Origin of the sequence: Sporosarcina sp. NCCP-2222 (genome assembly GCF_023168145.1) — a bacterium.
In the GTDB taxonomy this organism is placed as follows: Bacteria; Bacillota; Bacilli; order Bacillales_A; family Planococcaceae; genus Sporosarcina.
In genome coordinates, this window is the sequence record NZ_BQYK01000005.1 from 199,885 (window position 1) to 211,870 (window position 11,986).

The 11,986-nt window shown below is 43.7% G+C and carries 10 protein-coding genes and 1 pseudogene; 5 read left to right on the plus strand and 6 right to left on the minus strand.

The genetic code is table 11. The annotated features are described in order from the left end of the window. Positions 1–33 precede the first annotated feature (33 nt). The gene (locus NCCP2222_RS12840) at positions 34–795 is read right to left on the minus strand and encodes a glucose 1-dehydrogenase (protein ID WP_248512746.1); all 762 of its coding nucleotides are present in this window, start codon (positions 793–795) and stop codon (positions 34–36) included. Positions 796–1,046: 251 nt separating this feature from the next. Here NCCP2222_RS12840 and NCCP2222_RS12845 point away from each other — a divergent pair, with 251 nt between their 5' ends. Beyond that, complete coding sequence (locus NCCP2222_RS12845) at positions 1,047–1,574, plus strand: sigma-70 family RNA polymerase sigma factor (protein WP_248512747.1); 528 nt, start codon at positions 1,047–1,049, stop codon at positions 1,572–1,574. Continuing rightward, positions 1,567–2,901, plus strand: a complete 1,335-nt coding sequence (locus tag NCCP2222_RS12850; protein ID WP_248512748.1) for a DUF4179 domain-containing protein — start codon at positions 1,567–1,569, stop codon at positions 2,899–2,901. Before NCCP2222_RS12845 ends, NCCP2222_RS12850 begins: the two co-directional genes overlap by 8 nt. A 160-nt stretch (positions 2,902–3,061) precedes the next feature. Here NCCP2222_RS12850 and NCCP2222_RS12855 read toward each other — a convergent pair whose 3' ends face one another. Beyond that, positions 3,062–3,583, minus strand: coding sequence for a GNAT family N-acetyltransferase (locus tag NCCP2222_RS12855; protein WP_248512749.1), 522 nt, complete (start codon positions 3,581–3,583; stop codon positions 3,062–3,064). 423 nt (positions 3,584–4,006) lie between these two features. Continuing rightward, a complete protein-coding gene (locus tag NCCP2222_RS12860) occupies positions 4,007–5,365 on the minus strand; it encodes an amidohydrolase family protein (protein ID WP_248512750.1) in 1,359 nt (452 codons plus the stop codon). Positions 5,366–5,469: 104 nt separating this feature from the next. Here NCCP2222_RS12860 and NCCP2222_RS12865 point away from each other — a divergent pair, with 104 nt between their 5' ends. The 3 genes from NCCP2222_RS12865 (at position 5,470) to NCCP2222_RS12875 (ending at position 9,233) form a co-directional block, all read left to right on the plus strand. After that, on the plus strand, positions 5,470–6,369 hold the full coding sequence (locus NCCP2222_RS12865; RefSeq protein WP_248512751.1) for a helix-turn-helix domain-containing protein: 900 nt from the start codon (positions 5,470–5,472) through the stop codon (positions 6,367–6,369). A 733-nt stretch (positions 6,370–7,102) separates the two neighbouring features. Then, positions 7,103–7,627, plus strand: a complete 525-nt coding sequence (locus NCCP2222_RS12870) for a sigma-70 family RNA polymerase sigma factor (RefSeq protein ID WP_248512752.1) — start codon at positions 7,103–7,105, stop codon at positions 7,625–7,627. Further along, on the plus strand, positions 7,620–9,233 hold the full coding sequence (locus NCCP2222_RS12875; RefSeq protein WP_248512753.1) for a hypothetical protein: 1,614 nt from the start codon (positions 7,620–7,622) through the stop codon (positions 9,231–9,233). Before NCCP2222_RS12870 ends, NCCP2222_RS12875 begins: the two co-directional genes overlap by 8 nt. A gap of 330 nt (positions 9,234–9,563) precedes the next feature. Here the strand turns inward: NCCP2222_RS12875 and NCCP2222_RS12880 are convergent, their stop codons facing one another. The 3 genes and pseudogenes from NCCP2222_RS12880 to NCCP2222_RS12890 form a co-directional block, all read right to left on the minus strand. Beyond that, positions 9,564–9,827: a DUF7662 domain-containing protein gene (locus tag NCCP2222_RS12880; RefSeq protein WP_248512754.1), complete on the minus strand. Its 264-nt coding sequence runs from the start codon at positions 9,825–9,827 to the stop codon at positions 9,564–9,566. Between the two features lie 284 nt (positions 9,828–10,111). Then, entirely contained in the window at positions 10,112–10,987 is an 876-nt protein-coding gene (locus tag NCCP2222_RS12885; RefSeq protein WP_248512755.1) for an NERD domain-containing protein, read from the minus strand. Positions 10,988–11,150: 163 nt separating this feature from the next. Beyond that, positions 11,151–11,986: pseudogene (locus NCCP2222_RS12890) on the minus strand (hypothetical protein); the annotation flags it as partial.

The window sequence follows — 11,986 nt, forward strand, 5'->3', positions numbered from 1 at the left end:
TTCCGAAAAGCTTTTCATTTATTCTAGCTGAACTTAGTATGCACTCCAGCCCGCGTCTGCCGCCAACGCAACCCCGTTAATATAAGCCGATTCATCGGATGCGAGGAACAAAGCAATGTTGGCAATGTCCTGAACTTGTCCAGATTTCGGCAGCAATTTAATGCCGCGTATTGCGACTTCCATGCCAAACGGATCCACGTTCGTCATCGTCTGTGCAAATCCCGTATCAATATTCGCTGGAGCGATTGCGTTGCAGCGGATGTTTTGCGGTCCGTACTGGGATGCCACGTTTTTCGTCATCCCGACAACCGCATGCTTCGCAGCTGTATATGCAAGACCTCCGCGTCCGCCTGTCAAACCGGCAATCGAAGCCATATTCAATATCGTGCCGCCCCCGTTTTCAATGAAATGAGGAATGATACTACGAAGTCCGTGCATGACCCCATTTACATTAATGTCCATTACACGGTTCCAAGTCGCATCCTCCACATTCGCAGCCGCCTGCATATTATCGCCAACACCCGCGTTATTGACGAGAATATCCGCTTTGCCAAACGTTTCAATCGTCTCCTGCACCATGCGTTCCACGTCTTCCCGCTTCGCTACGTTCACCGCAACGCCATGCACCCCAAACCCGATTTCCTTAAATTCTTCCACCGTCTGCTTCATCGCTTCTTCATTGAAATCAGCAATGACCACTTTCGCGCCCTCTTTCGCAAACGCTTTGGCAATCTCTTTCCCGATGCCTGCGGCACTTCCCGTAATGATAGCTACTTTGCCCTGTAAACGCTCCATTATGATCACCTGTCCTTTTGATATACTACTTCTTTCATTATATCAAAAAGGTTTAACGTTTAAATGATTTGGAATTGTAATTCAAGTAATGTTCACTGGCAATACATAAATTTGACATCAAATTGCTAGAGTACAGATGTAAAAAGCCAGATACTTGATGTAATCACTTTTGCAGAGAATAACCAAATTCTTTTGAAACGAAAATGGTCCGCTGCGGGTCTAACTGGTGTCCGGACGAAAGGAGTGGCCTCATGAAGTATGAAAAATTACTGAAGAAAGCCCAGACAGGCAATGAAGAGGCTTTCTTGAAACTGATTGATGTGGAAAAGGATAAATTATATCGTATGGCATTTATTTACGTACGAAATGAAACAGATGCTCTCGATATCGTGCAAGAGACGATTTATAAAGCTTACCGGGGAGTGGGGAGTGTAAAAGAATCGGCCTATTTTTCAACATGGCTCACAAGAATTCTAATTAATTCCGCACTCGATTTCATTCAAAAAAACAGCAAAGTAGTACCAATCGAGAAGGACATGTTGGAAAGGATCGAAGCCGAACCTCCCAAGTCGCAGGAAGACGTACTCGATTTACAAAAAGCCATTGGGCAACTGGAGGAAAAATATAAGTCAGTTATCTTACTGAGATTCTATCAGGATTTAACTATCCCGCAAATTGCGGATGTACTGGATTGTCCAGAAGGCACGGTAAAGACAAATCTACATCGTGCCGTCAACCAATTGAGAATGACATATAAGGAGGTTTGCAGCAATGAATGAACCAAGTCACGAGGTCAAACGGGCAATTGAGAAAATTGAGGTGCCGGAAGGGAAATTGGATCAGGCCATCCTAACAGGAATAGGCAAGGCGAAAGACCAGCAGAAGAAACCACCTAGGAAGCTGTATCCTTTCTTTATCGCCGCAACCGTTGCTGTTTTCCTGACAGCCGGTTCAGCATTCGTCTCCCCCGCCATGGCGAGGATGCTGTCGTCAGTGCCTGTCTTCGATTCCATTTTCGAGTTCGCTGGTGATTTAGGATTGGTCATCGCCAGTGAACGAGGGCTTTCACAAGGCATCGGCCAAACTGTGACGGATCAAGGGATTAGCCTGACAATCGAGGATGTCTATTATGACGGAACTCGACTGTCCCTAAGTTACCTTCAAGAAGGTACCGAAGAGAAAGGCCGAATTGACCAGTTAGGGGAATTGCAATTATTCGTAGACGGCAAGGAAATCAATTTTGGCGACAGCAGGACAGGAAAGCAACTAGCCGAGACACAATATGCCGGGGTTATCAACATCCACACAGTGGAAAGCCTGCCAGATTCATTTGAACTGAAGATAGGAGTAAGGTATATAGACGACGTACAAGGCTCATGGAATTTCACAATACCTGTGAAGAAAGCAAAGGAAGCTGTGACGACTATTTCGTCTGGAGAAACCGTAACCTACAAGGACCAGATCATTACTGTAAATGATGTGAAGATTGGTCCCGCAGGCACGAAGCTGTCATTGTCTATCTCTGCCCCGGATGCTTCTTCGTTGATGATGGTCGATGATCACCTTCTACAGTTCAACTTACTGGATGAACAGGGAAATGCACTCACATTACTCGACGCTTATGGTACAGGGGATGACTCGAAGGATGGCAGACATATAATTGAGATGGAATATCGCTATGAACCGCTATCTGATGACGTCAAAGCATTGACAGTCAGTCCGTATCTCCTGCCTGTTAATACAGGGGCCCCTGTGAAAATTGAACAAGAACTACTACCGGATCATCTGCCGCTCACAGTCGATCAAGGAGAGATGGGCTCGATCATCGTCCATTCCATCCGACATGAGGATGACGGGATGGTGCTGACATTTGAATCCGATAGTGAATTCCCATTCGATGGGTATTTCCAGTACAACACAATTTGGCTGGAAGACGAGGCTGGCAACAATTTAACGTCATCCAAGAAGGCCCTCCCAGAGCGCATCCGGCCGAATATTTATGAACAAGAGTTCAAAAAAGCTGATGGTCCACTGACGCTTGTTACGTTCGAAATGCATGAACTGAAGGTGCTAAAGGAGTACGAGGTTTCGATTCCACTTCGATGAGAGTAAGAACAACTGATGGAGCCTAGTATAAACTTAAAGCCAATCCGCTAAGTGGATTGGCTTTAAGTTTATATGAAATCTTGTCCTAGAGGATCCACTTCCTCAATGATCTCCTCAACTTCTACAATCCGAATCAGAGACTCCTTCTAAAAACTCCCCATTACAAGAAAAGCGCCATAGAAAGGCTGTCATAATAACGTTCTCCATCAAACGATTCCTGTCGGAAAATCCCTTCCTGCTGAAAACCGAGTTTTTCATACAGAGCGATCGCGCGGTCATTGTCCGCGCGCGTGACGAGGGTGATTTTCTTCGTCAGACCATTTCCTTTTGACCAATCAATCAAAGCGTTCATCAGCTGGCGGCCCAGTCCGTTGCCACAATGCGATAGGCGGATAACAATACCGAGGACCCCCACATGCTTGAATCGAAATTTCGGGCTGGAATGGATGGTACCGATGCCGATAATCCGTTCCCCCTCCTTCATGAGGAGCATGCAGCTGCCACTAGAGTTGGCCGTTCCTTCAATTGAACGAACGACCTCATCGGCAGTTTGAGGATACTCCCCCTGTCCGAAAGACAAATAATCCGTTTCCCCGCCGACTTCATTATAAAACTCAACAATGGCTGCTCCGTCCTCAGGTCGAGCATGGCGGATCGCTAGTTCTTCGATGCTTTGTGTCATAAGAGGTTCCTTCTTTCGTATCGTATCATTTCGTTCTTTCTATGATCCCCATTCAACTATCGTAGCATCCCAATTTTAAAAATTCACCCCGCGCTTTTTACTTCGTCTTTATTCTGCGACTCGTCCCGCGTTCCATGAGTAAAATCGGCCGACTTTTTGAAGGGACAACCGGTGGTAAACTCTTGAGGGTCGGTGGTAAATCCCCGAAGGTCGATGGTAATGATCTGAGAAACGGTGGTAATCCCCTGAAAGTCGGTGGTAATACTCCGAGAAACGGTGGTAAACTCCCCAGAGTCGGTGGTAACCCCCTACTGTGGAACTTGATAATGCAGCCATTAGTAAGGACGGACGGGCTAAAAGGTAGAGATCTACACAATTTCGTTCAGCTCGACCGCTTACTTATTCTTAGTTGCGGCTGCTTATTTAATCAACCATTTCCACCTGCCCCATCACAGCATTCCATCTCTCTTGGAATCCTGCCATTTTCTTCTCTACCGTCTCTTTGCTTGGAACATGCTGCAGAATCTCTTCTTGGGTATACATTCTCCCACCTTTCATAATGCGATGAATACTTTTAGTATGCTGGATTGCTTCCAACGGATTTTCATTCAATACGAGCAAATCGGCGATGTATCCTTCTTTAATTGCTCCCATGTTGTCGAGTTTGATGGATCGGGCCGCATGGATTGTGGTTGACTGGAGCGCTTCCATTTCAGTCATCCCGATTTCATGGAACAGTTCCAATTCTCGATGCAGCGCCATTCCTGGGAAGGTGTATAGGAGCGCAGGCGTATCCGTCCCAGCCACAATTGTGCCGCCAAGTTCAAAATAGGTTTTTGCCACTATCTTCGTGAAAGTATGCTGTTGGCCAAGCTGCTGTTTGATTAACTCTGCGTGTTCCTCCATCTTGCTCCAATGGCTCATTAAAATATCATGTTCCTTAAGTGAATTGGTTACCACATTATTCGGATGCCAGATGTTTGGATATTGATTCGTCTGATCAATCAGGACAAGTGTCGGACAGAGCTTCACATTGTATCGAAGCATCTGTTCACACAAATCTCTAATCTTCTCCTCATCGGGCTCTTCCCAATTGATATGGCTCCATTCCCCTTGGTCAGCAGATGGATACCAACCTGGATAGATCGCCTGCACAAATCCGGAAGCATGTTCGAACCACGTCACACCCAGCTTCGCAGCATCCAACGCGCTAACGTGTTGGGAATGAATCAAGTCGCAGGCCACTTCTAAATCAAATTTTCTCGCCTCTTCCACAGTTGCCTGGATTACTTCTTTATTCGCCAAGCCATAGACTTTGATAAAATTTGCACCGACTGTAGCCTGTCTTCTCACTTCCTGTCTATCTTCTTCAGGGTCCTCCGTGACCAGGTTCCCAAAGCTTGTCGGCCCCCAAAGACCAGGCTCCCCATCAATCATCCGATCTGCTGTAAAAACACGTGGCGTCGGCGCATCTAGCGGAGCCCCAAGCAAGTCCTTGATCATGAATACATTACTCGCTGGATTTCGTACTGTCGTCACGCCAGACGCCAAAAAGTGCGGTGCAAACCCCTCTTGGATATGACAATGCATATCGATCAGGCCCGGGATGATATAGGTGCCAGTTGCATCGATTGTTCGAATGCTTTCTGGCAAACTTTCACCCGCCTTGTATATCTTCTTAATCTTCGTCCCTTCAATTTCAATCGATCCGAGAAATGATCTCCCATTTTCCACATCAATAATGGTTCCGTTTTTTACAATATATTGGTTTTCGTCAGCCATTGTAGCCGCCTCCTTCTGTATAATGGAATTATCTTAAAGTCATTGTATAGTGAATCTTTACAGGGATTTATTTAATTTTCATATAGTGGAATTGAGGAGAACAAATGCGAACGTACGGGGAAACACTTCGGCAAATCAGGGAACAAAAAAGCTTGACGATGAAGGAATTGGCAGAGGGAATTTGCTCGATTTCATTCCTGTCTAAATTTGAACGGGGCGATTCTGATATGACCCTTGGGCTGTTTTCGATGATCTTGGAAAAATTGATGATGAGTTTTGATGAGTTTTTATTCGTACACAATGAATTCCAGCCAAGCCAGCTCGAACAGTTTTTCAAAGCGGTCAGCCTTGCATATAAACAGAGCGATTCCGCGGAGTTACGAAAATTAAGAGTGCAGGAAATGAAAAAGTGGAAGAAATCCGGCGTGGACATGTACCAATATCATGTCTTGATGTTAGATGTGTACGAAAGCATCATCGACAACAAAACGATGGGTGAGGAAGAAATACAAAAAGAGGACATTCAAAAGCTATCCGATTACTTCTTCGCAGTTGAAGTGTGGGGCCATTATGAATTTTTGCTCTATAATGCGACGATGCTATTTCTGGAGCCAGAATTGGTGCTCCAGCTCTCTCGTACCGCATACGAAAAAAGCATCCGGTACCAGGATTACCAAAAGGTGAATGAAATCATCGGCACCATCCTTATGAATACCATTATATATCTATTGGGACCTGTCCATCATTTCTCCAGAGAGATGCGATTTAAGGATGAATTGGCCGAGTTCTTTATCTATCTGAACAAGCTCGCACTCCCCGAAAACAAACTATTCGAGCGCACGAACCTAATCTATCTGAAAGGTGCCTATGAATGGCGATTGGGAAATAAAGAAGAGGGTCTTGCCACCATGCGCAAGGCCATTCAACTATTTACGGAATTAGGATCTGTTGGGCAAGCCAATCGTATTGAGAATTATATTGAGCAGATTTTGATTCGTAATTGAACAAGTACCAGGCACTAGAACAGTGCCTGGTATCGTACTGATTAATTCTCAAGGGAGTCTCACCCAGCCCTCCTCTTACCAACAAGTTTCATTGACAAGTACATACTTAGCAAGGCAGAGACAAATAAAACAAGAAAAGGAATAAGGGCCAGTCCAGGAATTACGACCGACCAATAAAGAGCGTAGGCACTTAAAGCAAATAGTAACCAACTTATTATGAGTAATAAGCTTGATGCAAACTCTTTCAATACCATATCTTTCAACCTCTCAAGTCTTTTATTTCTACCATAATTATCTTCTCTAAAGGACGTTCATAAGAAATGGAAGTTTCTTACATTACTGATATAATCATGAGCTGAAACTAACACATAGCTTCTTAAATGCTTCATTATCTGTGTACCGAATCATAGTACCTCTATCGCCCGCTGAACCTGTACAAGCAATTCATCAAACTTATAGCTGCGCCATAGCAGCTTTCATCTCAGCCACATCCTCCATAATCGTCGGGGAAATTTCCTCCCCCTTCACATGCACGTACGCGCTGGAATGCCTTGTTTCTCAAGTCATTGAAGAAATGCGTTCCTCTCTTCCTTATCCCTTCAACACTTTCTATATGTATTTTTTCAGGTCAGGCATGCAAAAGAGTCTAGTCATTCTTCTGGCCTCTCCCCCCTGGCAAATGTAACCGCTATGTGTTCTGCTCCGTCTAACATATAAGCAAGGGGGCAGAGGCATGAAGCGGGAACTGGACATTGAACAACTCATGACAGATTATGGCGAAGAGATCAAACGCCTTGTCTATACGTATGTGAAAGACCATGCCGCCACGGAGGACGTAACCCAGGAGATCTTTCTGACGGTCTATTTAAAAATGGATTCGTTTAAGGGTGACTCGTCCGTTAAGACGTGGATTTATTCAATTGCGGTGAATAAATGCAAGGATTACTTGCGCAGTTGGCATGTACGGAAACTATCGATTCAAGAAAATATAATGGATTTATTGAAATCAAGCAGGCATAGTCCTGATGAAGAAACAGTTATAAAGATGGAAAATGCACAACTTGTAGAGGAAGTGCTTCGATTGCCGGTCAAGTACCGAGAAGTAGTTCTACTGTATTACTATCGAGATTTGGCAGTACGAGAAATTAGCGAAATTCTTCAACTCGGGGAAAGTGCGGTGAAGTTGCGGCTCCATCGTGGACGACAAAAGCTACGTAAAATACTCGAGCAATCAGAGAGGAGCGAGGCGAATGGATAAAAACGCAAAGGATTTAAAGAAGGAAATTGATGATGTCATTTCACCAACTGCGTATTTTACGGAACTCGACAAACAGAGAATACGCGCAGGCATCCGCAGAATAGAAAACGGTACGACACGTATACGGCTGCGTCCTTGGCCTTTGCTTTTAACAGGAGCTGCAGTCTGTGCATTCGTCATTATTCTTGGCGGTCTTGTAGGGAAGGAGCTCGGTTTCTTCACAAACGCGGAACCTACCCAGAAGGCACCTCCTCAAAGCGATGCACCCTCTGTACCTGATCCTACTAGCCCGAAAGGTGACATCCCAATACTTGGCGATATCGAAACAGATATGCTTAACATCCTTTTCCAAGATATTCACGGGGACACGGCGATCTGGTCTGGCAATAATGAAACGACTGAATCTGATTCTGGGGGATTGGAACTCTATGTATACAGTTTACATGATAAAAAAATTGTCGATTCCATTAGTCCCAAAAGCGGATTTCAAGTGTACGGTGGGCAAATCAACGCGGAATGGCTTACTTGGGTAGAAGCAGGAAAGAAAAATGGGAGGAAGGAATGGCGAATTTATGGTATGAACCGGAAGACTCATAAAAAAATTGTCATCCGCGATTCTAGTGATGTTCCACTTACCGCTATATCTAACGGTGAAAAACCATGGATTACAATGAGCACTGGAGCGAATCAGCTCGCTTGGGCGGAACCTGCCAAGGGAACAGAAGAAATGCTCATCCAATTGTATGACTTGGAAACAGGTAAACTTGAAACAGCCGGGAAATCAGAAATATCCCAACCAATGCCAAAACTGTCCGACCAATATCTGGCCTGGTCGAATACATCCAAAGAGTTTATTGTCTATTCAATTGAAGAGAAAAAAACAAAATCCACGTTCGTCAATAAAGTCGAAACACTATCAGCGAAGCTAAACGATAAATATGTTGTTTGGATGGAACATGTCGGAAATAACGACTTCCGGCTACTCATGGGCGCCATTGCTGGATCGCGAGAAACGGAATTGTTCCGAGGTGAAATCAACACTTATGAGATTGGTGAGGACTATGTCATCTGGGAAAGCGGCGGATGGATCTATTCATATTCATGGGCTTACCGTCAAACGATAGAGCAGGTAGGTCTAGCTGAATCCCCAGCAATCCGCGGTAACACAATCATTTGGCGCCAAACGAAGGAAGTCGAAAATAAACCCATTCTTACCTTTCAACAGCTTGAAAAACCAGAATTCATGGAGTACCAAGATAAAATCTTTAAGACAAGTGAATTGGGAGAGCGGAACCAAGAGCTAGAGAAGAATGTGGATGCGTGGCTTGCTGATAATAACATCTTCGGCTCTGATCTAAAAAACGGTCTATACGGCATTTATCTTGATAAAACAGGAACAGTCGTCGTCGACTTCGTCCCATTTGGAAATCTTATTGGCGTTCCAGCTTGGGAAGAACGGCGTGTCTTGATCGATACGTTGAACGAAATTCTATTTAGCACCCCGCAAGTGAAGGAAATTTACTACACTTTCAACCTCAACTTCACGGCATTCGGTGACTGGACAGAGAGAGGCGAGCATGTATATAAGAGAGACAATAAAGAATAGATTTCCCACAAGGGAGATCAGTTCCGTAGATAAAATAATCCATCCTTTATGAGCTAGCACTCAAGGATGGATTATTTCTTAATAATGGAACACAATATGACGACAAAATACGTTGCGGTTTAATCTATTATTTACTAATTGCATGCCTCAAAAGCTTGGCCACTTATAAAAATCCCCAATACTAAAATCGTTTAATGACTTCTTCACTTCATCAATGAGCTGCTGTTATTCATTCATGATACAGCCTGCTTTCTTCGTGAAAAATCTCTGTATAGAATCCTTCTCCAAAATAAACCGATTAATGATGTATATAGATATCCATCGTGTAATTTATATAGTAATTTTACAAAATATTATTTTGTGCAGTGCATATGTATCTGTAACAAAATCGGTTTCATAGCCTGCATCCATCCAAGCAATTGCCTGAGAATGTTCATAATTGTTTGACCACCAAGGTTCAGGATGTTTGTATGCTGACTGAGGTAAAATCCGACCAATTATCCCCTCTATTTGTTCAAAGGTAAGGATAATTCGTTCTTTATTACGTCTTTTCAAGTACTCTCCTAATTGTTTATATGCCTCGCCTTTAGCCATTTCATTTCCTCCTTATATATAAATTCGTTGTCAGGTTAAAACAAGACAAACAAAATCGCCTATTAACTTTGTATATCAAATATTACATAAATCCTTTTCCTTCTGTATAACCAGCTATAGTTTTTAATAGAATAAATTAAAAGATGAAAGGATGAAGAATTGAAAAGTAAACCCTGGGAATTAATAGCTGCCGTCTTAGTTGGTATGGCCATTGGATTACTTGTCAATTTCATTGGAACACTTTGAGATTGAGCTTAGGCTCAGTCTCTAATTTTGGTTAAACTCTATCCTAGTTTCTCCGTATGCCGGCACACCGGAAACCCACTACACCCGTAAAACTTTCCATACCTGCCCGACTTTAATGTTAAATGCCCATCGCATTTCGGACACCTTTTCGGTTTATCTGAAACAACCTGTTTTTTCGTTTCAGCTATATTCATAGGGACCGCTGACATTCTTATCTTTGCTTGTCTCACCTTTTTCATATGTTCAGCTTTACGCTCTTTCCTATCCTTCTTTTCTAGTGAGGAGAGTTCAGTTAGTTTATCATTGATGTGCTGGAGTTCCATTTTGCTAATTCGATGCTCTTTGAATTGTGAAATCGTTCTTAGTAATTCTGGAAATTGTATTACATGAGCTGTTGTAAATTTCTTGTTGAATTTAAAAGTGGAATTCGATGAGAATGCGATTACGGAGTGGATGTCTGCTGTATTTTCTTTTCCTATGTATGCTGCTAAAGCCTGGATATGGCCGTAGTTTTGCCGAATCGGATTGTAAAACTTCGATTTCCGTCTATAGATCACTTGTGTCCAAAACGGTTTATATTCATCACCAAAAATCCAACCACTGTAATGCTTCGTTTCAATAACAAAGAGGCCGTATGCAGATGTCACAATATGGTCTACTTGGGTCAGTCCATGTTCCCCGTTTGGAATATAGATATTATGAAAAACCTTATATTCCTCACCTAAGCTGCGGAGCTTTGACTTGACCTTCCACTCCCCCACTATTCCTTTGATAACCGGCATTTTCCATTGCACTAAAGCTGACAGTATGATGAATACCGCGAAGAAAGGAAATACACTAGAAGCAAGAAACAATTTAATGGCAACAAAAAACCCCTCATAAAACTCTGCCATCATACTATTATCCACTTTCATGAACTCCCCCCAATAGGCACTTACATTATTTTCTAATTAATTAAATAGTATCATATAATATGAAATAAGTTCCTTTTATTAAAGAAAAAGTTTATTCCACCTAAATTCAGTAAAGAAAAAGAGTGCGGATCCTTGCAGACTCGCACTCTTTAAAATGACCATATTAGATTAACTTCTCAATCGCCCGCTGAACCTGCCCACGCAACATCTCAAACTCATGGCTCCGAACTAACTGCTCCATAGCCCCTCTCAACTCAGCCGCATCCTCCAAATTCGCTACCGGTACTGCACGCGAATAAATTCGTGTATACTTCCTTCCCTCTTCATAAGCCAGAGCCCGTACCGGAATGCCCTGTTCCTCGAGTCTCTGCAGGAAGGCGTTCCTCTTTTCAGACGGCAATGGCCCGACTTCTACAATCAAACGGACCGTAGTACTTCTTCTGCTGAACCAGGCGATAAGCGGTTGGCCGAGCCAATATCTTTCGGTCATTTCATAGTCCATAGGAAAGTCTGTCCATTCCGGCTCAATAAAACATGGCAGGCTCGGATGAACGAGGAAATGGTCAGTCTGGATGTGATGTTCCTCTGCGAATGCCTGAAATGCTTTGGCCAGGGGTGCTTCGTGCATGACGAAAGCTACTGGCTCCTGCTGCGTATCCATTTGAAGAGCCTCTGCAATTTGCTTCAATAAAATCTGAAATGTCTCTTTCTCATATAACCGCTCCATCGTTTGAATCAGCGAATCTACGTCATCCCAGGAGGCCGGACACTCGGCATCCATGTAGATGCGCGTGTATTGGCGCCCTTCTTCAAATGCCTGCTCCTTCACATCGATCCCCTTTACCTGAAGTGCCTTCAGAAGCTTCACTCGTTTTTCATGCTCCAGCGGGCCAACCTCCACGCGCAGCTTCATCCGATGATCTGCCCGTTCGAACCAAGCAATCAGCCCCCGGTTCATCCACCATGCTTTGCGTAAATCCTCTTCTTCGAAGTGGTCGT